The following is a 25,297-nucleotide window of genomic DNA, read 5'->3' on the forward strand; positions in this document are numbered from 1 at the left end:
GATGCGCGCCGACGTCGTGACCATCTTTCCCGCCTACCTCGAGCCGTTGCGCCTGTCGTTGGTAGGTCGGGCCCAGGAGCGCGGGACCCTCGACGTCCGCACCCATGACCTGCGGACGTGGACCAGCGACGTGCACAGGACGGTCGACGACGCCCCCTACGGCGGTGGTCCCGGCATGGTGATGCGCCCCGAGCCGTGGGACGCGGCGCTGTCGGAGATCGCGGCATCGGATCCGGCGCGCCGCCCGCGGGTCGTGGTGCCGACCCCGGCGGGCCGGCCGTTCTCGCAGCGTCACGCGGAGGAGCTCGCACGGGAGCCGTGGCTGGTGTTCTGCTGCGGTCGTTACGAGGGCATCGACTCCAGGGTGATCGATACCTGGGCGGATGATGAGATCTCGATCGGTGACTATGTGCTGGCCGGCGGCGAGGTCGCCACGCTGGTCATCCTCGAGGCGGTCGCCCGTCTCCTGCCGGGGGTGCTCGGTAACACCGCTTCGGCGGCAGACGATTCGTTTTCCGACGGCCTGCTCGAGGCACCGGTGTACACGCGCCCGCCGGTCTGGCGGGGCGCCGAGGTACCGGCGGTCCTGCGATCCGGGGATCACGCGGCCGTGGCCCGGTGGCGGCGGGCGCAGGCGCTTCGCCGCACCGTGGTGCGGAGGCCGGATCTGGTGGAGCACGCCGAGTTGTCCGACGCGGACCGTGCCGTCCTCGAAGCCGTGGCCGCCGAAGTACAGCAGCATGCCGCGACCGCGACCGCGACCGCGACCGCGACCGCGACAGGGGCAGGGGCGGCCGTGGCGGGCGAGTCCGCGGCCAGGTGCGGTTCGGCCATGGATTCGCCGGACCGGCGATGATCTTCCGAGTCGACGGGGCGCATGGCCACGTGGAGCCTGGGTCTGCTCCCGGCCGCCACGCCTGGCGGTCATCGCGGGCCGCCGTCGTGTCGTGTCCTCTGCCCTGAAATGGCGTGTGGCTGCCTGACGGGGCGGGTGGCGGCCCTGGGGTGCACGGCCGGAGTCGCCCGCTCGTGTGGCACAGTACAATGCAGTGTCCGCCGGTTCGTGACCGGCTCGGGTGGCCTCAGGTCGAATGATCCCTGCGGGACGTCTCCGCGGTGGAGCCTGTCGATGCACGGGTCCGGGTCGGGCTCGGCCATGGGTTGTTCGCCGCGGTCGTGGGCCGAGGGCGCGGACGATCCACTCTCAACCTCTTCAGGAAGCGACTGCCATGCACACCCTGGACAGCCTCGACGCCGAGTCGCTGAGGACCGACGTGCCCGAGTTCTGGCCGGGCGACACCCTCAAGGTCCACGTGCGGGTCGTCGAAGGAAACCGTCAGCGCATCCAGGTTTTCCAGGGTGCCGTCATCCGTCGGCAGGGCGGCGGAGTGCGGGAGACCTTCACCGTCCGGAAGGTGAGCTTCGGCGTCGGAGTCGAGCGCACCTTCCCGCTGCACAGCCCGATCGTTTCCAAGATCGAGATCGTGACCCGCGGTGATGTTCGCCGGGCGAAGCTGTACTACTTGCGGCAGCTCCGCGGCAAGGCCGCGAAGATCAAGGAGAAGCGGGACCCGATCTCGCGCTGACGTCCTCGTCACCCAGTGCCCCGCCCGGGCCCATTGTCGGCGACTTGCCGGTACTCCGTGCGCGTGTTGACCTCGTTCTTGGACGAAGATGGGCGGCACGGTCCGCAACGACGTCGCATGGGGCGGCTGGTGGCACGTCGACCGGTCCGATGAGGTCAGACGGTCGATCCAGCGAGGTGGCGGAGTGAACGCATCCAGTCCGGGTGGGCATCGTCCGTCGTCGGGGGACGCGGGAGGCAACCGGCCCGTCGACGATCCACGATGGGTCGGTCCCGTATCCGAGGGGCCGCCGCAGGTTTCACCTCCGCGGAGTGATTCCGCCGACGAACGGTCCGACCGGGCTGCTGACTCCGCGGAGGCCCGCGGCGATGTCGGCGGCCCGGCTGCACTCGACGGCGCGGGCGGGGCGCTGGCCGCGGAGTCGGACGAGCAGGGCAGAGGCCGCCGAGCCGGTCGACCCGGATCGGGAGTCCGGGGTCGGGGCTCGTTCCTGCGCGAGCTGCCCGTGCTCGTGCTGGTCGCCTTTCTGCTGGCGCTGCTCATCAAGGCGCTGCTGGTCCAGGCTTTCTGGATCCCGTCAGAGTCGATGGAACGCACCCTGCTGGTCGACGACCGTGTGCTGGTCAACAAGGTCGTCTACCATTTTCGTGACGTGCATCGGGGCGACATCGTCGTGTTCAACGGCAAGGGGACGGGTTTCGACCATCAGGAGTCGATCGTTCCCAAGCCCACCAATGTCTTCAGCAAGTTCGTCCGTGGTGCGCAGAACCTGCTCGGCCTCGGGGCCCCGAGCGAAACCGATTTCATCAAGCGGGTCATCGGGGTCGGCGGTGACACGGTCGCGTGTTGCGACGCGGAGGGCCGGGTGACGGTCAACGGCCATCCGCTGGACGAGCCGTATGTGTATCAGAACGACTACCAGCGCTTCGGCCCGGTGAAGGTGCCCGCGGGCTATCTGTGGGTGATGGGCGATCACCGGGGGGCGTCGTCGGATGCCCGCCAGAACGGACCGATCCCGAAGGGCAAGGTGGTGGGGCGTGCCTTCGTCCGGGTCTGGCCGCTGAGTCGGCTCGGTTTCCTGGGCGTGCCGGACACCTTCAGCGGGATACCCGCCGCGTCGGTTGCTCCTCGCGTGACGCCGACGCACACGACACCTGCGGCGTCGGACACATTTGGCGCGGGGGCGGCCCAACGCGGGTCGGGCCGGCCGGCGACGGACGACACGTCCCTGGTGGCGATCGTCGCACTGGCTCCGCCGGCCTGGCGGGCGCGGCGCCGTCATCGACCGCCCGTCGTCGCGGGGAGTTCGGTCCCGCCGCGACGCGGATCCCCATGAGGCCGGGCGGGGTCGTGATCAGGCGCGATGCCGGCCTGTTCGGTTACGAGCGGGCGTTGGTGCGTTGTGGACTGGGCCCGGTCGCCGGAGTCGACGAGGCGGGTCGTGGCGCCTGCGCCGGTCCTCTGGTCGTGGCCGCGGTAGTGCTGGGCCCTGATGGCAGGCGCCGGCTGTCGCCTCGGCTGGCGGACTCCAAGCTGCTGACCGAGCAGGTTCGGGAGGACCTCTTCGACGAGGTCCTGCGATCGGCCGCGGCCTGGTCCACGGTGGTGATCCCCGCGGCGGAGATCGACCGGACCGGAGTACACGTGGCCAACATCACCGGCATGCGACGTGCCGTCGCGCGGTTGGGGTGTCGGCCGGGCTACGTGCTCACGGACGGGTTTGCGGTCGCCGGCTTCGGTACGGAATCGTTGGCGGTCGTGAAGGGGGATCGGGTTGCCGCGTGCATCGCGGCGGCCTCGATCGTGGCGAAGGTGACGAGGGACCGGATCATGCGTGCGTTGCACACGCGCTATGCCGAGTACGATTTCGCGCAGCACAAGGGATACGTCACCGCGGCCCACGCGGCGGCGCTGGCGCGGTACGGACCGTGTGACGAGCACCGGAAGTCGTACGTCAACGTGGCTGCGCACGCGGTGCCGACGAGGGAAGCCCGATCATTGCGGCTGGAGGACAGAGTGCTTGCGACCAGCCTGCACGGCGTCACGGAGACCGCATGAGCGCGGAAGATCTCGAGAAGTACGAGACCGAGATGGAGCTCCAGCTCTACCGCGAGTACCGCGACGTGGTGGGGCTGTTCTCGTACGTCATCGAGACCGAACGCCGGTTCTACCTCGCCAACGAATATCAGATCGAGGTCAGGAACAGCACGGACGGTGAGGTCTTCTTCGAGTTGACCCTGCGGGATGCCTGGGTGTGGGACATGTTCCGGCCGGCGCGCTTTGTGAAGAATGTCCGGGTCGTAACGTTCAAGGACATCAATGTGGAGGAGCTGACCAAGGCCGAGCTCTGACGCTCCGCTCCTGGTCGCAGGCCCTCTCTGGCGTTGCCAGCGGGCTCTGCCCCGACTCCGCCCCCGCCTTGGTGGCCATGGATGTGGCGCTCCGGGCGAGGCGCTTCGTTCACTGGCCGGCCACCTCCGCCGGCGCCCTCTGGCCAGTACCCGACCGTACCGTCTGACTGCGGCCCGCCTGTGGATAAAGTCCGTCATCCACATGTTGATCAAGGCTCCTGGTTGTTTCCGCCCGCAACGCCGACCCTGAATCAGGCCGGCGGGCGCACGTCCCCCGGCGGACGGGAGCGTGGCGATGCGCGCGAAGGACGCACTGGGTCGGTTCGGGGAGGAGGTCGCGTCCCGGCATCTGGCGGCGGGGGGCGCGGCGATCCTCGACCGCAACTGGCGCTGCCGAGAGGGCGAGCTCGATCTCGTGCTCCGGGACGGGGCGGATCTGGTGTTCTGCGAGGTCAAGACCCGATCCGGGACGCGCTTTGGGTCCGCCGCGGAAGCGGTGGCCGGTCGGAAGGCGGCCCGGATCCGCCGGTTGGCCGCCCGCTGGCTCGCGGAGCACCCGCACGAGCCCTCTCCGGTGCGTTTCGACGTGGTGCTGGTGTCGCGCCCGCCGGTCGGTCCGGTCCGCGTCGAGCATCTGCGGGGTGCGTTCTGATGGCGCTCGCCCGAGCCCGGGCGGTCGCGGTCCTCGGGGTCGAGGGACACCTGGTCGAGGTCGAGGCGGATCTCGCCGACGGGCTGCCGCGGCTGACTCTCATCGGCCTGCCCGACGCTGCTCTGCACGAGTCGCGCGACCGAATCCGCGCCGCGGTGGTCAACTCCGGCCACCGGTGGCCGAACCGCCGGATCACCCTTGGCCTGTTTCCCGCCACCCTGCCGAAGGCGGGCAGCGGCTTCGACCTGGCGATGGCCGTCGCCGTGCTCGGCGCCGCCGCGGTGGTGCCGCCGGACTCCCTGCTTCGCCGGGTGTTCATCGGCGAGCTGGCGCTCGACGGTCGTGTGCGCGCGGTGCGAGGGGTGTTGCCTGCAGTGCTCAAGGCGGCCGCTGCGGGCGTCGAGCGCGTGGTGGTCCCGGCGGCCAACGCGGCAGAGGCGGCGCTGGTGCCCGGCGCCTGGGTCGAACCGGCCAGCGATCTGGCCGGCGTGCTGGCAGTCCTGCGCGGGGAGGCCGCCGCGCCGGAGGTGCCGGCGCCGCCGCCCGCTGCACCCGCCCCGGCCGAGGAGTCGGGCTTGGAGCTGGCGGACGTGGCCGGCCAGACCCGGGGTCGGCTCGCCGTCGAGGTCGCCGCGGCGGGCGGCCATCACCTGTTCATGCAGGGGCCGCCCGGCAGCGGGAAGACGATGCTGGCCGACCGGCTGCCCGGCCTGCTGCCAATGCTCGACACCGACGCCTCGCTGGAGGTGACGGCAGTGCACTCGGTGGCCGGCTTGCTGCCGTCGAACGCGCCGCTCGTCACCCGGCCGCCCTACCGCAGCCCGCATCACAGCGCGACCCCGGCGGCGTTGGTCGGGTCGGGCTCGGCGGTCATTCGCCCGGGGTTGGCCAGCCAGGCCCATCGCGGGATTCTTTTCCTGGACGAAGCCCCCGAGTTCAATCGACAGAGTCTCGACGCCCTGCGCCAGCCGCTGGAGAGCGGCATGATCGAGGTGGCCAGGGCCCGGGCGACCGCCCGGTTTCCGGCGCGGTTCCAATTGGTCCTCGCCGCCAACCCGTGCCCCTGCGCAAAGGCGCGTGGCCCGCGGGCGACGGGCTGTGAGTGTCCGAGCCTGGTGCGTCGGCGCTACCTCGCCCGCCTCTCCGGCCCGCTGCTGGACCGGATCGACATCCAGGTGGCCCTGAGCGCTCCCAGCCGGGCCGAGCTCAAGGCAGACCTGGGCCGCTCGGCCACCTCGGCGCAGGTTGCCATCCGGGTGGCGGGAGCCAGGGAACTTGCCGGCAGCCGGCTGGCGGGCACCCCGTGGCGGGTCAACGCGGAGGTGCCCGGTCCGGCGCTGCGCAGGCTCTGGCCGCTGCCCACGAAGGTCACCGCCGTGGCCGAGCGCGCCTTTGACGCGGGCCTGCTCACCGCCCGTGGCCTTGACCGCGTCCACCGCCTGGCATGGACCTTCGCCGACCTCGCCGGGCGGGCATCGCCCGGGCCGGAACAGTTCGGCGCCGCGCTGGACCTGAGGTTGCCCGGATGGGCGGCATGACCGTGCCCTTCACGCCTTCTGAGCAGCCCGAACCCGAGACCGACCTGCCCGCACCGGAGGCAGTGGGGCCCCTGCGGTCGGCGGCGAACGGGGCCGATGTCGGAGCTCCGTTCCCCGAGCAGGGCGGTGGGGAGCCGACCGATGGCGTCATCCCGGTGACGGCGACGTCCGCTGGCATGGTGGAGACGGACCCGGAGCGACTCGCCCGGATCGCACTGACCCGGGTGTTCGGACCCGAGCATCAGCGCGTGGCCGTCGAGGTGGGGCGGCGCGGTGCCGCTCGAGTGTGGGCCGAGGTGCGGTCGGCGCATCCCGGGGTGGATCCCCTGCGGGACCTGGATGCCGCGTCCCGGGTCGGTGCCCGGTTGGTGTGCCCGCAGGATCCCGAATGGCCGATCGAGCTTGACGCGCTGGATCGCCTGCGCGACGAGGGCGACGGCTCCGCGATCGGCGCGCCCTTGTGCCTGTGGGTGCGCGGCCCCGGTGACCTGCGAGAGCTCGCGTCGCGGGCGGTCGCCCTGGTGGGTTGCCGGGCCGCGACGAGCTACGGACTGCATCTCGCCGGCGAGATCGCTTTCGCGATGGCGGAGCAGGGCTGGGCGGTCGTGTCAGGGGCGGCGTTCGGGATCGACGCGGCGGCGCACCGCGGCGCGCTGGCCGCGGCCGGCCCGACCGTCGCCGTCCTCGCCGGCGGCGTCGACGTGCCGTATCCGGCTGCCCATGTGGAGCTGCTGGCCGAGATCGGTCGCACGGGCGCCATTGTCAGCGAGGTCTCGCCCGGCACCCCGCCCTTCCGCCGGCGCTTCCTGACCCGGAATCGAGTGATCGCCGCGTTGTGCCGAGGCACCGTGCTGGTGGAGGCGGGCCTTCGCAGCGGCGCGCTCAACACCGTCGCCCACGCCCGTCGCCTCGGCCGCCATGTGATGGCCGTACCCGGGCCCGTCACCAGCGCGATGAGCGCCGGTTGCCACCGGTTGCTCCGCGACTTCCGGGAACAGACCGTGCTGGTCACCGGGGCCGAGGACGTCAGCGAGGAGATCGCGGCCGTGGGCCGGTTCGCTGCACGCCCACCGACGGCCGTCGGGCCTCGCGATGAACTGTCCGCGATGGTGCGTGATCTGCTCGATGCCATGCCTTCCCGCGCGGCGGTCGGCGTGTCGGTGTTGTCCCAGCGGACCGGGCTGCGCCCGGAGGAGGTGCTGGCCATGCTGGGGCCGCTGACCGTGGAGGGGCTGGTCGAGAGCGTCCCCAACGGTTACCGGCTGACGCCGCTCGGCCGGGCGCCGTCCAACGCGCGGTCCCGGTCCCGCCGGAGCTGAGCGGAGACCCCGTCCGGACGCGGTCCGAGCCGGCGGGGTCTCCCTTCGGGGGACTGCCCGGGTAGCCGATGCAGCCGAGCCGATGCAGTCGAGCCGGATCCGTCGCCTGCCCGCGCCACGCCGCCGGCGAGGGGCAGGACAACGTCCGCCGTCGACGGGGTCTTGACGCGGCGACCGGGTCCGGACACGGTCCTCGCATGGCATCGCACCGCGATCGTGGTCCTGAGCGTGGCCGGGTGGATCCGGTCCCCGGGGGAGCCCGGACGGCGAGCGCGCACCCCGCTCCGAGGCCGGCGGCGGTCGAAGGCGCCGAAGTGGGCTGGGCCGCGGCGATCGCTGGCTTCCGGCGCCACCTCGTCGCCGAGCTTGACCGGTCACCGGAGACGGTTCGTGCCTACGTCGCAGATCTGGCGAGTCTGCGGGCGCACGCGGAGCGGGAGGGGCGCCCGGAGCTCGCCGACCTGGACCTGACGATTCTGCGCAGTTGGTTGGCCACCATGCGCGCGGCCGGTGCCGCTCCGGCGACACGTGCGCGGCGTGCCTCGCTTGCCCGAGTGTTCTCGGCCTATGCGGTCCGCCGCGGCTTCCTGGCGACCGACGTGGCCGCCCGGCTGGTCGGCGCGCGCGCGATCCGGCAGGTGCCGCAGGTCCTGACTGCCGTCGCTGCGCGCCAGCTCCTCGATGCGGTGTCCGGGCCTGGCCAGGCGCAGGGCGATCCGGCCGCCGCACAAGTACGGCACCTCACCGGCACACGACCGGGCCGCGATGACGATCCAGCCGTGCGAAGGGCCCTCGGCCTGCGTGACGCGCTGGTGTTCGAACTGCTCTATGGCAGCGGGTTGCGGGTGTCCGAGCTGTGCGGACTGGACCTCGGGGACATCGACGACGAGCGGCGGCTGCTGCGGGTACACGGCAAGGGCGGTCGGGAGCGCAGCGTCCCGTTCGGCGTGCCCGCTGCCGGCGCGCTGCGGGCGTGGCGGACCTCGGGCCGGCCGATCCTGGTCGGATCCGGAAGCGGGCCGGCTCTGATGCTGGGACAGCTCGGAGGCCGGCTCGATCCACGCACGGTGCGGCGGGTCCTGGCGCGTTGTGTGGAGATGGGCATCGTGCCCAAGGGGCTCACGCCGCACGGACTGCGCCATTCGGCAGCGACGCACATGCTCGAGGGAGGCGCCGATCTGCGCTCTGTCCAGGAGTTTCTCGGCCACGCCAACCTCGCCACCACACAGATCTACACGCATGTGACGCCGGAGCGACTCCGCGCGGCCTTCGATCAGGCGCACCCGCGGGCGTGACTCGCCCTGGACTGTCGTCGGTCATCCGGGGCGAAGGGGCAGGAGCCGAGGCGGAACACGCCGGAACGAGCTCAAGGGGTCGAGGTACTCGACGCCGCGCAGCAGCCCCCAGTGCAGGCACGTCGTCGTGGGGCAGCCGGGGTGGCCGTCGGTGAGCCAGCCGAGCAGGTCGCCCGCCCGTACGGCGGCACCCGCGCGGACGGCCGGCCGCAGGGGTTCGTAGGTCGTCCGGACCGGCCCGTGATCGACAGTGACCACTCCCCGTCCCGCCACGGAACCCGCGAAGCTCACAGTTCCGGCGGCGGCCGCGAGCACGGGACCGGCCGGCGAACCCCGCAGATCGACGCCGCGGTGGCCGGGGCCGAAGGGCGTCGCCGGGCGTTGGAAGACTCGGCTCACCGCCACCGGTCCCGGCAGCGGCCACCGTAGCGGCGGAACGCCTTCCGCGGTCGCGGGCGCCGCCGTGGCAGCGAGTAGGTCGGAAGCGCCGGACGGTGGTGCACGGCGTGGCGCCCGCGCGCCACCGCCCGGCGGATCGGCGACCGGCGGGGACAGGGCCGGTCGCCGAGGGTCCCCGGGCCGGGGCGAACCCGGCTCGGGGGGTCGGTGGATGGAGACCGGATCGCCCGGGCCCGATCCGGAGGCGGCGTCGCGTGCGGGCAGGGACGCGCTGGACGCCGGTGCCGTCGTGCCCGGCACGGCGGGGACCGCTCGGGCGGAGGGCGCGCCAGGCGATCTGGTCGGACGTGGGGGTGTGACGGTGACCCCCGTGCCGGGGACGGGCGCTCGGGTCGTGGCGGCGACGGGTCCTGGCGCCACCGCCAGAGCCTGGCCGATCGTGTCGTGCGGGACCGCCCCGTCTCGCGGATCGGTTCCGCGGCCGTCATCCTGCTCCGTCCTTGGCAGCGGACCGGCCGGGTCGGCGGTGCGCGCGGTGATGGTGGCGGGCGGCCCGCTCCCACGCGGGTTGATCGGAACTCTGGTGGGCCAGCCGACGGCGATCAGCAGCGCGATCGCCGGGATGACAAGCCAGAGCGGGTCGAAGCGGGGCAGTCGGGGCATGGCGGTCCTAACCTCCGGGGTCGAGGGAGGCGCGGCGGCCGGGTGGCGTCCGGGGCGACGGTCCCGGCCGCCGCTGGGCCGGTCCGCGAGAGCGGCGGATCGGCCGGTTCAACGGTGCGATGTTTCGCTCTCGTTGGGTAGTCCAAAGTTTCTGGCTGTGGATAACTTGCTTTGACGTTGATCTCAGGTGAGCCGTCGACCTGCGGATCGGCCCGCTGCGCGGTCGTTGCGGTCCCTCCGTCCACCACGACCGAGATCGGCGAAGGATGATCCCGCCGGCGGGCATGCTGCAGCGGCGCCCGATCCCGGTGGACCGGGGTGGGCGGGTTTTCCGCTGGGCCGCAGCGTGGGTCCGGGTATCATCGTCGGCAGGGCCCGCATCGCGGGTTCAGTTCGCACGCCCGCTTCCGAGGGTCTCCATGAGGCCGTCGGAAGGGTCTCCTCGGTCCGCCGCATCGCGGCGGCCACGACCACTCCGGGCGTCAGGGGCAGCCGTCGTCAGGCGGCGCCGTCACAACCGAGGCGTCCGGCCACGGCCGGACGGGGAGGAGCGACGCGCCATGGCCGTCGTCACCATGAAGCAGCTGCTCGAGAGCGGCGTCCACTTCGGGCACCAGACCAAGCGCTGGAACCCGAAGATGAAGCGGTACATCTTCACTGAGCGTAACGGCATCTACATCATCGACCTGCAGCAGACTCTTTCGTACATCGACCGCGCCTACGACTTCGTCAAGGAGACGGTGGCGCACGGTGGCACGGTGCTGTTCATCGGGACGAAGAAGCAGGCTCAGGAGGCCATCGAGGAGCAGGCCGCCCGGGTGGGCATGCCCTACGTCAAGGAGCGCTGGCTCGGCGGCATGCTGACCAACTTCTCGACCGTCTACAAGCGTCTCCAGCGGCTCAAGGAGCTCGAGGAGATCGAGGTGACCGGCGGTACCGAGGTCCGCACGAAGAAGGAGCAGCTCGTGCTGACCCGGGAGAAGGCGAAGCTGGAGCGCACCCTCGGCGGCATCCGGGACATGAGCCGGGTGCCGAGCGCGGTGTGGGTGGTGGATACGAAGAAGGAGCACATCGCGGTCGGCGAGGCGCGCAAGCTGGGCATCCCGGTCGTGGCGATCCTCGACACGAACTGCGACCCCGACGAGGTCGACTACCCGATTCCCGGCAACGACGATGCGATCCGCAGCGCGGCGCTGCTGACCCGCGTGGTCGCCGACGCCGTCGCGGACGGCCTCATGGCCCGGGCCGGTGCCTCGAAGGCCGCCGACGCCAAGCCCGAGCAGTCCGCCGGTGAGGAGCCGCTGGCCGAGTGGGAGCAGGCGCTGCTGCGCGGCGAGGCCGCCGCGCCGGCGGCGAGCGAGGAGCAGCCCGCCGAGGAGCCGGCGCCGGCCGCCGCCGCCGAGACCCAGCCCGACGCAGCGGTCGGTACGGCGGTCTGACCTCGCGTCGCCCCGCGCACCGGGCCTCCGTGGCGCCCGGTGCGCGCCGCCCGGCGGCCGGCATCGGTTGCGGCCGCCCCGCAGCGGGCACGCGTGGCGGTCAGGGCAGGCGGCGCAGGACCGCTGCCGCGGGGAGCCTGCCGATCTGAGGGCCCGTAGTGCTCCGGTCGGCGGGTCCGAGGGCGGGGTACCGGCCGTGACACCCGGCTTGCCGGTGGCTCTCGTGCCACGCCACGCCACCAGGACAACGACAGCATTCCGACGGACACCGACGAGAAGAGCACCATGGCAGACATCACAGCCGCCGACATTCGCAAGCTCCGGGAGCTCACCGGAGCCGGGATGAGCGACGTCAAGAAGGCGCTGGTCGACAACGACGGCGACTTCGAGAAGGCGAAGTCCTGGCTGCGGGAGAAGGGCAAGGCACAGGTCGCCAAGCGCGCGACACGCAGCGCCGCCAACGGCCTGGTCGAGTCCTACCTGCACCGGACGGACCCGCAGTTGCCCCCGACCCTCGGGGTGCTCGTCGAGCTGCGCTGCGAGACGGACTTCGTGGCGAAGACCGACGATTTCAAGCAGCTCGCCCGCGACCTCGCCCAGCACATCGCGGCCGCGGACCCGCTGTACGTCACCGCGGACCAGATCCCCAACGAGGTGCTCGAGGCCGAGCGCAAGATCTACGAGGCTGCCGCCCGCGAGGAGGGCAAGCCCGAGCAGGCGATTGCGAAGATCGTCGACGGCCGGGTCAACGGCTACGTCAAGAGCAGCGTGCTGCTGGACCAGCCGTGGGTGAAGGATGGCAAGGTGACCATCCGAGCCCTGCTCGACCAGGCGGGCGCCTCGCTTGGCGAGAAGATCGAGGTCGGTCGGTTCTCCCGGTTCAACATCCGGCAGGCCTGAGCGCAGGTTCACGGGACGGCGGGCGGACAGTGGCCGCCCGCCTGTTTCGTGTTCGCCGCGACGATGCCCCGGTGTGATGCCCCGGTGTCACGTATCGGGGCGGCAACACGACGGTTCGACATGTTCGGCGTGGCGCGTCCCCCCGGGCTCCGTGGGGGTGACTTCGTGCGGGACACTGCTTGTCACGGCTGTGCGATCATCGACGGGGCCGGGGCCCTGGCGCCCACGGGCAGCACGTGTCATTCCGCAGGTCGGAAGGCGGCCGTGTCCGGAGGGCGGCCGGCAGGGAGGCTGCTGTTGGAGCCGGACGGATGCCGGCGAGTCAGAGTGGACGGAAGGAAACGCGGTGATCGACGACACACTTCTCGATGCCGAGGAGAAGATGGAGAAGGCCGTCTCGGTCGCCAGGGAGGACTTCGCGAACATCCGCACCGGCCGCATCACGCCCGCGGTCTTCTCCAAGATCCTCGTGGACTACTACGGCGCGCCGACGCCGGTGCAGCAGCTCGCGTCCTTTCACATCCCCGAGCCGCGCATGGTGATCATCACCCCGTACGACAAGTCGTCGCTGCCCTCGATCGAGAAGGCGGTGCGCGACTCCGACCTCGGGGTCAACCCGAGCAACGACGGCACGATCATCCGCATCGTCTTCCCGGAGCTGTCCGAGCAGCGGCGGCGTGACCTGGTCAAGGTCGCCCGCTCCAAGGCGGAGGAGGCCCGGGTCAGCATCCGCAACGTCCGGCGTCACGCCAAGGACGGGATCGACCGCATCGTCCGGGACGGCGACGCCGGCGAGGACGAGGGTCGACGCGCCGAAAAGGACCTCGACGAGGCGACCCACCGTTACGTCGGGCAGGTGGACGAGCTCCTCCGCCTCAAAGAAACGGACCTGCTGTCGGTCTGATCATCGCCGTCCCCGGAGCCGATGCGGCCCGCCCACCCTGCGACGCGAGCCAGATGATCGTGGTGGCGCGCGAAGGGCGACGGCGGGGCATGCGTGCCGGTCCTGTCCGCCTCTGTCGAGATAGTCGAGATACAGGCATCCATGACGGCAGTCGACGGCCGCGCCGTGGTTGACGGCGGGCCATCCGGAAGCGCCGAAGCGACCGGGGCCGCTGCCGGCGGCCCCGGGCCCGCTGTGGCCCCACCGCGCCGTTCCCGCGCCGGCCGCAACCTGCCGGCCGCGATCGCGGTCGGCGTCCTGCTCGGCGCGATCATTCTCGTCCCGCTGTTCACCGTGCGGGCGGCGTTCGTCGGCGTCATCAGCGTTGCCGTCGCCCTGGGCACCTGGGAGGTGATCCGAGCGGTCTGGCTCACCGGAGTGCGGGTGCCGCCCGTGCCGTTGGTCGCCGGGGCGCTCGCGATGCCGGCGGTGGCCTATGTCGAGGGGACGACGGGCCTGCTGTTGACGCTCGCCGCCACCGTCGGCGCCGGCGTTGCGGTGCGAGCCGTCGGGCCAGCCGAGGGGATGGTCCGGGATGTGGGCGGCATCGCCTTCGTCGCCGGGTACGTGGGTTTCCCGGCGGGGTTCGCGGCGTTGCTGACCGAGCCGTCCGACGGTAGCTGGCGGGTCCTCGCCTTCCTGGCCACAGTCGTGGCCAGCGACGTCGGCGGCTACACCGCGGGGGTCCTCTCCGGGGGGCGCCACAAGATGGCCCCGAGCGTGTCCCCCGGCAAGTCGTGGGAGGGGTTCGCGGGCTCCGCGGTGGGCTGCGTGCTGGTGGCGGGGATCCTGCTGGCATGGCCGCTGGGAGCACATGCGTGGCAGGGGATCCTGATCGGCCTCGCGACCGCCTGCACGGCGACGATCGGAGACCTGGGCGAGTCGCTGCTCAAGCGGGACATCGGCATCAAGGACATGAGTAATCTGCTGCCTGGTCACGGCGGCGTGATGGACCGCCTGGACTCGTTGCTGTGCACCGCCCCCGTCGCCTGGCTGCTGCTCACCGCCTTCCTCGACTGAGCAGCCGTAGGCACGAGTGAGCCGCTGCCGCGAGACCTGAGCCTCCGTTCTCGACCGGGGGCCGGTGGCACCGGCCCGTACCGGCGGTGGTACAGGCCCGGTCGGGGGCGCCGGGCGGTGCGCGCCGCCCGCGCGGGCGATCGCCGCATTCGTCTAGGCGGCGGCCTCCTGGCACACTGGAGCCGCGATGACTCCCATGACCGCCGAATCCGAATCCCCGGACGGCCCGGTGTCCGCCGGGACCGGCCGGCCGGTCCGCCTGTCCCTGACCCGGCGTGCCGCGCGGCCTGCGCGGCACCTGGCAGATCTTTCCCGGGACGAACGCCGCCAGATCGCGGTCTCGTTGGGCCAGCCCGCCTTCCGCGCCGATCAGGTGTCGCGCCACTACTTCGCCCGGCTGGTCGATGCCGACGAGACCGACGCGATGACCGACCTGCCCGAGGACGCCCGTGGACCGCTCCTCGAGGCGCTGCTCCCGCGGCTGCTCGTGCCCGCCCGGACGCTGAGCTGCGACGACGGCCTGACCCGAAAGACGGCGTGGCGGACCGCGGACGGCGCGCTGCTCGAGTCTGTGATCATGAGGTATCCGGATCGGGCGACGGTCTGTGTGTCCAGCCAGGCGGGCTGCGGCATGGGCTGCCCGTTCTGTGCTACCGGTCAGGGGGGCCTGACCCGTAACCTGTCGACGGCGGAGATCGTCGAACAGGTCGTGCACGCCGCTCGAGTGCTGCGCCGCCGGGAGTTGGCCGGCGGTGAGGGCCGCCTGTCCAATGTGGTCTTCATGGGCATGGGTGAGCCGCTGGCCAACTACACCGCGGTGACCGCGGCGCTGCGTCGCCTGATCGCGCCGCCGCCCGAGGGGCTGGGGCTGTCCGCGCGTGGGCTGACGGTCAGCACCGTCGGACTCGTGCCGGCGATGCGCCGGCTGGCCGGCGAGGGCCTGCCGGTGACCCTCGCGGTGTCGCTGCACGCCCCGGACGACGAACTGCGCGACGAGCTGGTGCCGATCAACACGCGGTGGCCAGTGGCCGAGGTGCTTGCCGCCGCCTGGGAATATGCCGAGGTCACCGGCCGGCGGGTGAGCATCGAGTACGCGCTGATCGACGGGGTCAACGACGACGTGGCCCGCGCGGGCGCGCTCGCGACCCTGCTCGCCGGCCGCCTGGCGCATGTCAATCTCATTCCGCTGAACCCGACGGAGGGCTCGTCCTGGCAGGCCAGTGCACCCGCCGGCCAGCGCGCGTTCGTCCGCCGGCTGCGGGAGCGGGGGATCGCCACCACCGTGCGCGACACCCGCGGTCGGGAGATAGCGGCGGCCTGCGGTCAGCTCGCCGCCGAGCCCGCCGGACGTGCCAGGCGCGTCGAGTCCGCGAAGCCCGTCGAGTCCGCGAAGCCCGTCGAGGCCGCTGGCGCGGCGAGCGGCTCGCCTGCGCACGGCAGCCGTGTCCTTCGGTAGTCCGGCGAGCCGACGGCGCGGTTCTCTTCGGCATCGCGCGCGGACGACGAACACGGTCTGGTTGCCGATCACGGCCGCAGTCGGCGTGCTCCTGCTTCTGTTGTGGTACGCCATCTCGCGGGATGCCGGCTCGGAGCACGGCTCGGGGCCATCCTCCGCGACAGGTCCCGCCGGCGGACGCGAGCCGCGCGCGGCGGCCGTCTCGGCGTCCCCGACGCCCACGGTCCCCCCGCCGCCACCCAGCGGATGCGTCACCGGTAAGACTCTGCCGTCCGGGGTGAGTACCCGTACGTTGCGGGTCGGCGGCATCGACCGCACGTACGTCCTGGCCGTTCCCACCGCGGGATCGCAGGCCCGGGCGCTCCCGCTGATCCTCACCTTCCACGATCTCGGGCAGAGCACCGACGATCTGGAGGCCTACACTCGGCTCGCCGACCAGGGCACCAAGGCCGGCTTCGCGGTCGCGGCGCCGATCGGGGCGCAGGATCGGTGGAACTTTCCGCGTTCCGCCGCCGTCGGCCCCGACGACGTGCTGTTCGCGGGGACGCTGCTCAACGAGCTCACGGGCCGGATGTGCCTCGACACGAAGCGTATCTTCGCCGTAGGTTACGCGGACGGCGCGAACATGGTGCTCACCGTGGCCTGCGCGTTGCCGGGCAGGCTCGCGGCGGCGGTCACGGTCGGCTCGAGCGTGCTGCCCACCTCCTGCGCGGCGCCCACCACGAACCTGCTCGAGATCCACGGGACGGCCGACCGGATCGCGCCGCTCGACGGCGGGGGCGACCCCCGTCCGGCGCCGTTCGCCGGCGTGATCGCCCAGTCGACGCCCGACCGGCTGGCCCGCTACGCCTCCGCACTACGGTGCAGCGGTGCCAGCCAGGCCTCCCGGGACACCGCGGCCTGGCAGCGCACCGTGTGGACCGGCTGCCCGAACGGGAGCGACGTCGGGTTGCTGGCCATGCAGGGCGCCGGACACACCTGGCCCGGCGCGCAGGCCCGTCCGGCGCTCGGGCCGACCTCGGACGCCTTCAGCGCCACCGTCGTGGCGCTGACCTATTTCGGCTACACCCCCACGTCCGGGGACGTCGCCGGCGGCGGCGCGGGGACGTCGGGCTCGGGCGGGGCGCTCCCGCTGCCGGGCCCGCTCGCCCCGAGCGGCTCGCCCGCAGCCTCGGCCACGCCGGCCACACCGTCGTCGGCGGCGAACGCATCGCCTTCGGCGAGTGCGAGCCCGGGCGCCGGCACGGGCGGATCGGGGACTCCCGTGCCGTCGCCATCACCTTCGGTGACGGGGACCCCCTCGTCGGCGGCCGCGGACGGATGAGCTCCCCCGGTTGGGTGCGAGACCGGCGACCCTGCCGGGTTGGGGTCGACGTCGCTTCGACGGGGAGAGGATGAGGTCACAAAAGGTAGTGGCCGTCAGACCCATTGCACATCTACGGGTGGCACCTGTCATGAACCGAACAGGGCGGCGCCGAGGCGTCGACGGGCCTGAGAGAATGGAGGTGTGGTGGAGGCTTCGAACCTGCGTGAAGTTGTTCTGCTCGGGTCCACGGGCTCGATCGGAACCCAGGCCATAGACGTCGTACGCCGCAATCCGCAGCGCTTCCGGGTGGTTGCGCTGATGGGCGGCGGGTCCCGGGTGGACCTGCTGGCAGCCCAGGCACTCGATCTCGGTGTCCAGGCGGTCGGCGTGGCGGCGGCATCGGCGGCCCAGGACCTGCAGCTCGCCTTCTTTGCGGAGGCGACGCGGCGGGGCTACCGCCGGGGCGAGTTCGCCGTGCCGAAGATCCTGGCCGGGCCCGATGCGGCCAGCGAGATCGCCGAGTGGCCCTGTGACATTGTTCTCAACGGCATCACCGGGTCCGTCGGTCTCGCGCCGACGCTCGCCGCGCTGGCCGCCGGCCGGACGGTGGCGCTGGCGAACAAGGAGTCTCTGGTCGCCGGGGGTCCCCTGGTCCTGGACGCGCTCGGCGGCGACCCGGACCGGCTCGTCCCGGTGGACTCCGAACACTCGGCGTTGGCGCAGTGCCTGCGCGGCGGCCGCCGCGACGAGGTACGCAAGCTGGTCCTCACGGCCAGCGGCGGCCCGTTCCGCGGGCGCCGCCGCGACGAGCTCGCCGCCGTCACCCCGCAGCAGGCGCTGGCCCATCCCACCTGGGACATGGGACCCGTGGTCACGATCAACTCCGCCACCCTGATGAACAAGGGTCTGGAGCTGATCGAGGCGCACCTGTTCTTCGGGGTGCCCTACGACGACATCGACGTCGTCGTGCATCCCCAGTCGCTGGTGCACTCGATGGTCGAGTTCACCGACGGGTCCACCCTGGCCCAGGTCTCGCCGCCCGACATGCGCCTGCCCATCGCGCTGGCCCTGGGCTGGCCGGAGCGGGTGGCCGAGGCGCAGCCGCCGATGGACTGGACCCGGGCCCAGGCGCTGACCTTCGAACCGCTCGACGAGGTGGCCTTCCCGGCCGTGGAGCTCGCGCGCACGGCCGGTCGCCGGGGTGGTACCGCTCCCGCGGTGTTCAATGCGGCCAACGAGGAGGCGGTGGCCGCCTTCCTGGCCGGACGCCTGCCCTTCGTCCGTATCGTCGATCTGGTGGCCGAGGTCATCGCCGAACACGAGGTCGTCGATCACCCTTCGCTCGACGAGGTGTTCGCCACCGAGCGGGCCGCGCGCGACGCGGCGCAGCGATTGATCCGGCGCGAGAGCGAACGGGAATCGGTGTGAATCACGCTCTGTCCGGAGTGAGCGGTGGGTCCCTGGCGGGCGGTGGATCCCACCCGGCCGGCTTCCGTTCCGGGGTCGATGTGATCCGCCCGGGCCGGGCCGGGCGCGGTGGTTCGCGGGGGGCCAGGGTCCATCCGGGCGCCCCCGAACGGTGTCCCGTCGGGCGGAGGCCGACCTGATGGCGATTCTCGGCATCGTGGCGTTCGCCGCGGCGCTGCTCGTGTCCGTGGTGCTGCACGAGGGCGGTCACTTCGTGACCGCCCGGCACTACGGCATGAAGGCCTCGAAGTTCTTTGTGGGATTCGGCCCGACGATCTGGTCCCGCCAGCGCGGCGAGACCGAGTACGGCATCAAGGCCATCCCCGCCGGCGGCTTCGTCAAGATCGAGGGGATGACGCCGCTGGAGGAGATCGATCCGGCCGACGAGCCCCGGGCGTTCCACAACGCCCGCGCCCGGGCCCGGCTGGTGGTCATGTCCGCCGGCTCCTTCGTGCACTTCGTCATCGCCATCGTGTTGATCTACGGGGTGCTGGTCGCGCTCGGCACCACGCAGATCAGCGAGTCGAAGATCGGCTCGACGAGCTGCGTGGCGACGACCGCGAGCTGCTCCGGGCCCGGCCCCGCCGCCGCCGCGGGGCTGCGACCCGGCGACCGGGTGGTCAGCTTCGACGGAATCGCGGTGCACACCTGGAAGGACTTCACCCGCCAGGTGCGCGAGCACGGCGCCGGCCCCGCCTCGCTCGTGGTGGAGCGGGACGGACGGTCGCTGACCCTCAGCCCGGACCTCGTCGAGGTCCGCCGCAACCGCTCCACCGGCGAGGCGGGCAACGACCGGGTCGGCGCGCTGGGCGTCCGGCCGGGACTCGAGACGGTGCACTACAACCCGATCGAGGCCGTTCCGCACACCTTCGACGTGATCGGCTCCGGTTTCACCGGCATGTACGACACGCTGACCCACCGGATCGGCGACATCGGTAAGATCTTCAGCGACGATCGCGATCCCGAGGGCTTCATCAGCGTCGTGGGTGCGGCGCGCATCGGCGGTGACGTCGTCTCGGCGCCTGACAGCTCGGTGCTCGACCGGGTGCGCCAGTTCCTCATCCTGGTAGCCGCGATCAACCTCGCGGTCGGCATCTTCAACCTGCTGCCTCTGCTCCCGTTGGATGGCGGCCACATTGCCGTGCTGGGCTTTGAGCAGGCCAGACACGGTCTGCGCAGGCTCCGGGGCTACCGTGGTCCGGTACAGAAGGTGGATTTCGCCAAGCTTTTACCGGCCACGTACGCCACGGTTGTCGTCCTGCTCGGGTTCAGCCTGCTCCTCCTGTCCGCCGACATCTTCAATCCGATCCGCCTGAACCAGTGATCCCGCACGGTTGCGCGAGACCGTGCGCCCTACTGCCCTGCGTCCCGCAGCCGACAGGCCGAATCAGTCGCACGTCGATCCTTTTTTTCGATTCGCCAGTTCCGATTCGCCAGTGAGGACAACGTGACCGTTACTCTGGGCATGCCAGCCGCTCCGGCCCGACCGCTCGGCACTCGGCGGCACAGCCGGCAGATCAACGTGGGCAACGTCCCGGTCGGGGGTGACGCTCCGGTCTCCGTGCAGTCGATGTGCACCACGTTGACCTCGGACGTCAACGCGACACTGCAGCAGATCGCCGAGCTCACCGCGTCGGGCTGCCAGATCGTCCGGGTGGCCGTCCCCAGCCAGGACGACGCCGACGCGCTCGCGGCCATCGCGCGCAAGTCGCCGATCCCGGTGATCGCGGACATCCACTTCCAGCCCAAGTACGTCTTCGCCGCGATCGACGCCGGCTGCGCGGCGGTCCGCGTCAACCCCGGCAACATCAAGGCGTTCGACGACAAGGTCGGCGAGATCGCCCGCGCGGCGAAGGGCGCCGGCATCCCGATCCGGATCGGGGTGAACGCCGGCTCCCTCGACAAGAGGTTGCTCGCCAAATACGGCAAGGCCACGCCGGAGGCGCTCACCGAGTCGGCGCTGTGGGAGTGCTCGCTGTTCGAGGAGCACGACTTCCGCGACATCAAGATCTCGGTCAAGCACCACGACCCGGTCGTCATGATCCAGGCCTACCGACTGCTCGCCCAGTCCTGCGACTACCCCCTGCACCTCGGCGTGACCGAGGCGGGCCCCGCCTTCCAGGGCACCGTGAAGTCCTCGGTCGCCTTCGGCGCGCTGCTCGCCGAGGGCATCGGCGACACCATCCGGGTCTCGCTGTCCGCGCCGCCGGTCGAGGAGGTCAAGGTCGGCGCCGCGATCCTGGAGTCCCTGGGACTCCGGCAGCGTAAGCTCGAGATCGTGTCCTGCCCGTCCTGTGGTCGGGCCCAGGTCGATGTCTACACCCTCGCCAACCAGGTCAGCGCCGGTCTCGAAGGCATGGAGGTCCCGTTGCGCGTCGCCGTGATGGGCTGCGTGGTCAACGGGCCGGGGGAGGCGCGGGAGGCCGATCTCGGCGTCGCGTCCGGTAACGGCAAGGGCCAGATCTTCGTCAAGGGCGAGGTCGTGAAGACCGTGCCCGAGGCGCAGATCGTGGAGACCCTCATCGAGGAAGCCATGCGGCTGGCCGAGGAGATGACGGCGGACGGCACCCCGTCCGGCGAGCCTTCGGTCACCGTCAGCTAGGCGGCGCGACCGGATGGGCCTGCCGCTGCGCTCCGCGCCGACGCGACTGCTCGACGACCGGGATCTCCCCGCCGTGCGCGAGCTGCTGGCCCGTAATCCGGTCGCCGACGTGTTCGTCGCGTCCCGCGTCGAGGCCGCCGGGCTTGATCCGTGGCGGCTCGGCGCGGAGATGTGGGGTCACACGGTCGACGGCCGCCTGGCCGCGGTGTGTTACTCCGGCGCCAATCTCTGGCCCGTGGCGGCGGGTCCCGCCTCGGCGAAGCTGTTCGCCGAGCGGGCCCGCCGGCAGGGCCGCCGCTGCTCCTCCGTCGTCGGCGTCTCCTCGTCGGTCATGGCGATGTGGCGGCACCTCGAGCCGACCTGGGGACGGGCCCGCGAGGTCCGGTCCGACCAGCCGTTGCTCGTGATCGACGGGCCGCCGCTCATCGCGCCCGACCCGTCCGTCCGCCCGGTCCGGCCCGATGAGCTCGACATCCTGCTGCCCGCCTGCATCGCCATGTTCACCGAGGAGATCGGGGTGTCCCCGGTCCTCGCCGACGGCGGGGCCCTCTACCGGGCCCGCGTCGCGGAGTTCATCGGGCAGCGGCGTTCGTTCGCGCACATCGTCGACGGCCGCGTGCTGTTCAAGGCCGAGATCGGCGCGGTGGCCGGGAACGTCTGCCAGATCCAGGGCGTCTGGGTGGACCCGGCGCTGCGTGGGCGTGGGCTGGGTTCAGCCGGCACCGCCAGCGTCGTCGCGCTTGCGCGGGCGGCGTTCGCCCCGCGGGTGAGCCTGTACGTCAACGACTTCAACCACGCCGCCCGCCGAGCCTACGAGCGGGTCGGATTCCAGCGCGTGGGCACCTTCGCCTCGATCCTCTTCTAGCTCGCTTCCCCTCAGCCTCAGGCCAGGTGCGATTGCCTCGGGCCACACGGGGGCGCCTCGGGCCGGGCGCGGCGCGGAGGGTCGCCTGGCCGGGTTCCGGCAGGTTGTCGATCGTCCGTGGTGGCGCGTGGGGGCGCCGCGCCGCCACGCGCTGAGCTTTGACGTTGAGCCCGGGCATCGTCCGTGCCGCCGCATCGTCCGCGCCGCCGCATCGTCCGCGCCGCCGCGTCGCGCCTGCCGAACAGGCCTGTGACCTGGTCCGCAGCCTGTTCCGGGATGGTCCGCGGGGATCAGTCTTCCATCATCAAATTCTGTCCGTTTTGTTGAGATTGCCCAGAAATTCAGCTCTTCTATTGCTGAACGATGTCTGGACGATGAAGGCACATGGCCAGGATGCGGGGCATCTGGCATGCTTACCATCCCGATGACGTCGATTGACTTGCATGGCGCGGGCGTCAGCCTGCGCGAAGGGGGTTTTCATGAGGCCGAGCAGACTGTGGCGAGCCATGACGCCACTGATCACCGCCGGGGCACTGGCACTGGCGGTGGTGGGCTGCTCGAGCTCGGGCGATGACGCCAACGCCTCGGCGAACGCGACGCCCGGCCAGGTGGGCGGGACGTTGCGCCTCGGGTACTTCCCGAACCTCACCCACGCGCCCGCGCTCTACGGCGTCGAGAAGGGGATCTTCACCAAGGAGCTCGGCTCCGGCGTCACGCTGAAGATCTCGACGTTCAACTCCGGGGTGCAGGAGGCCGAGGCGCTGTTGTCCGGGGCGCTCGACGCCGGGTACATCGGGCCGAACCCCGCGGTGAACAGCTTCATCAAGTCGAACGGCGAGGCGGTGCGGATCGTCTCCGGCGCGACGTCGGGCGGCGCGGCCCTCGTGGTCCGGCCGGACATCACCTCGGTGGCGCAGCTCAAGGGGACCACGCTCGCGACGCCGAGCCTCGGCAACACCCAGGACGTGGCGCTGCGCTACTACCTGAAGAAGAACGGCCTGAAGACGGACACCCAGGGCGGCGGCGACGTCTCGATCAAGCCGCAGGACAACTCCATCACCGTCGACGCCTTCACCAACAAGGCGATCGACGGCGCCTGGGTGCCCGAGCCCACGGCGTCCCGGCTGGTCGCCGCGGGCGGCAAGGTGCTCGTGAACGAGGCCGACGAGTGGCCCGAGACCAAGGGCCAGTTCGTCACGACAGTGCTGCTGGTGCGCACCGACTACCTGAAGAAGAACCCGGAGATCGTCCGCCGGCTCGTCAGCGCCAACGTGGCGTCGATCAACGGTCTCAACGCCGACCGGAACGCCGCCGCGACGGTCACCAACACGGCCCTGGGCAAGCTTGCCGGCAAGCCGCTGTCGGACAAGGTCCTGACCTCGGCGTGGAAGTCGCTGACGTTCACGCCCGACCCGATTGCCGCCTCCCTGCTCACCTCGGCCAAGCATCAGGAGGAGCTCGGGTTGATCAAGAATCCGAAGCTCGACGGCATCTTCGACCTGACGATCCTCAACGACATCCTGGCGAAGCAGGGCAAGGCGACCGTCTCCGACTCCTGATCCACCCGCAGGGCGCCTGGCCGGGCGTGCGTCTCCACCGCAACGAGGGAATGATCCGTGACCGCTGTCCGCTCCGACACCGCCGTGCGCATCGACGGCGTCAGCCGGTTCTTCGGCTCCGGCGCCGCACGTGTGCAGGCGTTGGACAACGTCTCCCTGGATGTCCGGTCCGGCGAGTTCATCTGTCTGCTCGGCGCGTCGGGCTGCGGTAAATCGACCCTGCTAGGGTTGATCGCCGGGCTCGACGCGCCGACCACCGGCACCGTGGACATCACCGGCCGGCGCGCCGGGATGATGTTCCAGGACTCGGCGTTGCTGCCGTGGCTCACCGCGGGCGGCAACATCGAGGTGCCGCTGCGGCTGCGGGGTATCCGCCGCGGCGAGCGGCGGGAGCGGGTGGAGAGCCTGCTCTCGATGGTTCGCCTCGCCGGGCTGGCCGACAAGCGTCCCCACGAGCTGTCCGGGGGCATGCGCCAGCGGGTGAGTCTCGCCCGGGCGTTCGCGCAGGAGGCCGACATCCTCTGCATGGACGAGCCCTTCGGCGCCCTCGACGCGATGACCAGAGATCTGCTCCACGACGAGTTGGAGCGGATCTGGCGGGAGACAGGCGTCACGGTGATCTTCGTGACGCATGACGTCCGTGAGGCCGTCCGGCTCGGCGACCGCATCGTGCTGTTGTCCTCCCGGCCCGGGCGGGTCGCGGAGGTCTTCGACGTCGACATCGAGCGGCCACGGCGGATCGACTCCGCGCGGGTCGCGGAGCTGGCCACCGAGGTGACCACGCGCCTACGCGAGGAGGTCGGCCGGCATGGCCACTGACAGCAGCGCCTCGACCCAGCTCCGCACCCGGTCGACCGCCCTCGACACCGAGACCGGACTCGAGGTCGATGCCGCGCTCGCAGGGCTCGACGCGCTCGACATCCCGACCGCGCAGCAGCGGCCGTTCGCGGCGCGGGTGTGGTCGGGCACGTGGCCGAAGATCGGCGCCCTCGCTCTGTTCCTGCTGCTGTGGCAGGTCGTCGTCTGGAGCGGCTGGAAGCCCTCCTACGTGCTGCCCGGACCGGGTAAGGCCCTGTCGGAGTTCGGCAGCCGCCTGGGCACCAGCCACTTCTGGGACGCCCTGGCGCGCACCCTGGTCCGGGCGCTGGAGGGCTACGCCCTCGCGGTCGTGATCGGGGTCGTGGTGGGGGTGGCGGTCTCCCGCTCCACCATCCTGCGGACAGCGGTGGGCTCCTTCATCACCGCGCTGCAGACGATGCCCTCCATCGTCTGGTTCCCCCTGGCCATCCTGCTGTTCAAGCTCAGCGAGTCGGCGATCATGTTCGTCGTGGTGCTCGGGGCCGGCCCCTCGGTCGCCAACGGGGTGATCTACGGCGTCGACTATGTGCCGCCGCTGCTGATACGGGTCGGGCGCAGCATGGGTGCGCGCGGCTTCTCCCTGTACCGGTACGTCGTCGTGCCAGCCGCCCTGCCCTCGGTGCTCGCGGGGCTCAAGCAGGGCTGGGCGTTCGCCTGGCGCAGCCTGATGGCCGGCGAGCTGCTGGTCATCGTTCCCGGCCATCCCTCGGTCGGGGCCGACCTGCAGAACTCCCGGGAACTGCTCGACACGGTCGGGGTGATGGCCTCGATGATCACTATCTTCGTCATCGGAGTCGTCGTCGACGCCGCCTTCAACACCGCCGACCAGCGGATGCGTGTGCGCCGCGGTCTCGTCGCCGAGGGGACGTCCGCGGTGCGGGCGGCCCGGGGGAGCCGGGGACTCGGCGTGGCCGACGGCGGAATCGATCCGGGGGGAAGCTCCGGGGACGGCGGGGTGCCGTATGCGCCGGTCGACCTGGGCGCCGGCGGCGGAGACGGTGGGCATTCCGGCGGCGCGGGGTGAGCGAGCGGCGTCCCGTTTCCCTCGGGTGGCCGGGACGCCGCTGCGGACGGTGAGT

23 protein-coding genes are annotated in these 25,297 nt (G+C 71.7%); 22 read left to right on the plus strand and 1 reads right to left on the minus strand.

Annotated features, from left to right (window positions below; all coding sequences use genetic code 11):
• Window position 1: 1 nt before the first annotated feature.
• The 9 genes from trmD to AC5R91_RS25075 all read left to right on the plus strand — a co-directional run bounded on the left by trmD (window position 2) and on the right by AC5R91_RS25075 (window position 8,741).
• On the plus strand, window positions 2-856 hold the full coding sequence (gene trmD / locus AC5R91_RS25035) for a tRNA (guanosine(37)-N1)-methyltransferase TrmD (RefSeq protein WP_495393740.1): 855 nt from the start codon (window positions 2-4) through the stop codon (window positions 854-856).
• A gap of 373 nt (window positions 857-1,229) precedes the next feature.
• Window positions 1,230-1,586, plus strand: coding sequence for a 50S ribosomal protein L19 (rplS, locus tag AC5R91_RS25040; protein ID WP_011606861.1), 357 nt, complete (start codon window positions 1,230-1,232; stop codon window positions 1,584-1,586).
• Between the two features lie 505 nt (window positions 1,587-2,091).
• A complete protein-coding gene (gene lepB, locus AC5R91_RS25045) occupies window positions 2,092-2,922 on the plus strand; it encodes a signal peptidase I (RefSeq protein ID WP_495393741.1) in 831 nt (276 codons plus the stop codon).
• Window positions 2,919-3,644, plus strand: a complete 726-nt coding sequence (locus tag AC5R91_RS25050; RefSeq protein WP_495393742.1) for a ribonuclease HII — start codon at window positions 2,919-2,921, stop codon at window positions 3,642-3,644. The genes lepB and AC5R91_RS25050 overlap by 4 nt, the downstream gene beginning before the upstream one ends.
• Window positions 3,641-3,937, plus strand: a complete 297-nt coding sequence (locus AC5R91_RS25055) for a DUF2469 domain-containing protein (RefSeq protein WP_009742334.1) — start codon at window positions 3,641-3,643, stop codon at window positions 3,935-3,937. Before AC5R91_RS25050 ends, AC5R91_RS25055 begins: the two co-directional genes overlap by 4 nt.
• A 295-nt stretch (window positions 3,938-4,232) precedes the next feature.
• Window positions 4,233-4,589 (plus strand): YraN family protein, encoded by a 357-nt coding sequence (locus tag AC5R91_RS25060; RefSeq protein WP_495393744.1) that lies wholly within the window; start codon window positions 4,233-4,235, stop codon window positions 4,587-4,589.
• A complete protein-coding gene (locus AC5R91_RS25065; protein WP_495393745.1) occupies window positions 4,589-6,127 on the plus strand; it encodes a YifB family Mg chelatase-like AAA ATPase in 1,539 nt (512 codons plus the stop codon). Before AC5R91_RS25060 ends, AC5R91_RS25065 begins: the two co-directional genes overlap by 1 nt.
• Window positions 6,124-7,446: a DNA-processing protein DprA gene (gene dprA / locus AC5R91_RS25070; protein ID WP_495393747.1), complete on the plus strand. Its 1,323-nt coding sequence runs from the start codon at window positions 6,124-6,126 to the stop codon at window positions 7,444-7,446. The genes AC5R91_RS25065 and dprA overlap by 4 nt, the downstream gene beginning before the upstream one ends.
• Before the next feature lie 314 nt (window positions 7,447-7,760).
• Entirely contained in the window at window positions 7,761-8,741 is a 981-nt protein-coding gene (locus AC5R91_RS25075) for a tyrosine recombinase XerC (RefSeq protein ID WP_495393749.1), read from the plus strand.
• 21 nt (window positions 8,742-8,762) lie between these two features.
• On the opposite strand, the gene AC5R91_RS25080 is transcribed toward AC5R91_RS25075, so the two are convergent.
• On the minus strand, window positions 8,763-9,140 hold the full coding sequence (locus tag AC5R91_RS25080) for a M23 family metallopeptidase (protein WP_495393750.1): 378 nt from the start codon (window positions 9,138-9,140) through the stop codon (window positions 8,763-8,765).
• Between the two features lie 1,223 nt (window positions 9,141-10,363).
• Here AC5R91_RS25080 and rpsB point away from each other — a divergent pair.
• From rpsB to AC5R91_RS25145, 13 genes are all read left to right on the plus strand, one after another.
• Window positions 10,364-11,242 carry a 30S ribosomal protein S2 gene (gene rpsB / locus AC5R91_RS25085; protein WP_495393752.1) on the plus strand — a complete coding sequence of 293 codons (879 nt, stop codon included), beginning with the start codon at window positions 10,364-10,366 and terminating at the stop codon, window positions 11,240-11,242.
• A gap of 285 nt (window positions 11,243-11,527) precedes the next feature.
• On the plus strand, window positions 11,528-12,142 hold the full coding sequence (locus AC5R91_RS25090; protein WP_495393753.1) for a translation elongation factor Ts: 615 nt from the start codon (window positions 11,528-11,530) through the stop codon (window positions 12,140-12,142).
• Between the two features lie 346 nt (window positions 12,143-12,488).
• The gene (frr, locus tag AC5R91_RS25095) at window positions 12,489-13,046 is read left to right on the plus strand and encodes a ribosome recycling factor (protein WP_495393754.1); all 558 of its coding nucleotides are present in this window, start codon (window positions 12,489-12,491) and stop codon (window positions 13,044-13,046) included.
• Window positions 13,047-13,187: 141 nt separating this feature from the next.
• Entirely contained in the window at window positions 13,188-14,105 is a 918-nt protein-coding gene (locus AC5R91_RS25100) for a phosphatidate cytidylyltransferase (RefSeq protein ID WP_495393755.1), read from the plus strand.
• 187 nt (window positions 14,106-14,292) lie between these two features.
• Complete coding sequence (gene rlmN / locus AC5R91_RS25105) at window positions 14,293-15,561, plus strand: dual-specificity RNA methyltransferase RlmN (RefSeq protein WP_495393756.1); 1,269 nt, start codon at window positions 14,293-14,295, stop codon at window positions 15,559-15,561.
• A 277-nt stretch (window positions 15,562-15,838) separates the two neighbouring features.
• Entirely contained in the window at window positions 15,839-16,885 is a 1,047-nt protein-coding gene (locus AC5R91_RS25110; protein ID WP_495393757.1) for a CE1 family esterase, read from the plus strand.
• A 186-nt stretch (window positions 16,886-17,071) separates the two neighbouring features.
• Window positions 17,072-18,295, plus strand: coding sequence for a 1-deoxy-D-xylulose-5-phosphate reductoisomerase (gene dxr / locus AC5R91_RS25115; RefSeq protein ID WP_495393758.1), 1,224 nt, complete (start codon window positions 17,072-17,074; stop codon window positions 18,293-18,295).
• Window positions 18,296-18,473: 178 nt separating this feature from the next.
• The gene (locus tag AC5R91_RS25120) at window positions 18,474-19,658 is read left to right on the plus strand and encodes a M50 family metallopeptidase (protein ID WP_495393759.1); all 1,185 of its coding nucleotides are present in this window, start codon (window positions 18,474-18,476) and stop codon (window positions 19,656-19,658) included.
• Window positions 19,659-19,781: 123 nt separating this feature from the next.
• The gene (ispG, locus tag AC5R91_RS25125; RefSeq protein WP_251746192.1) at window positions 19,782-20,936 is read left to right on the plus strand and encodes a flavodoxin-dependent (E)-4-hydroxy-3-methylbut-2-enyl-diphosphate synthase; all 1,155 of its coding nucleotides are present in this window, start codon (window positions 19,782-19,784) and stop codon (window positions 20,934-20,936) included.
• 13 nt (window positions 20,937-20,949) lie between these two features.
• Window positions 20,950-21,801 (plus strand): GNAT family N-acetyltransferase, encoded by an 852-nt coding sequence (locus tag AC5R91_RS25130; RefSeq protein ID WP_495393760.1) that lies wholly within the window; start codon window positions 20,950-20,952, stop codon window positions 21,799-21,801.
• Window positions 21,802-22,280: 479 nt separating this feature from the next.
• The gene (locus AC5R91_RS25135; RefSeq protein ID WP_495393761.1) at window positions 22,281-23,360 is read left to right on the plus strand and encodes an ABC transporter substrate-binding protein; all 1,080 of its coding nucleotides are present in this window, start codon (window positions 22,281-22,283) and stop codon (window positions 23,358-23,360) included.
• A gap of 57 nt (window positions 23,361-23,417) precedes the next feature.
• Window positions 23,418-24,179: an ABC transporter ATP-binding protein gene (locus AC5R91_RS25140; protein WP_495393762.1), complete on the plus strand. Its 762-nt coding sequence runs from the start codon at window positions 23,418-23,420 to the stop codon at window positions 24,177-24,179.
• Window positions 24,169-25,242 carry an ABC transporter permease gene (locus AC5R91_RS25145; protein WP_495393763.1) on the plus strand — a complete coding sequence of 358 codons (1,074 nt, stop codon included), beginning with the start codon at window positions 24,169-24,171 and terminating at the stop codon, window positions 25,240-25,242. Before AC5R91_RS25140 ends, AC5R91_RS25145 begins: the two co-directional genes overlap by 11 nt.
• Window positions 25,243-25,297: the final 55 nt, after the last annotated feature.

The sequence above is a fragment of the Frankia sp. BMG5.60 genome (assembly GCF_059428125.1).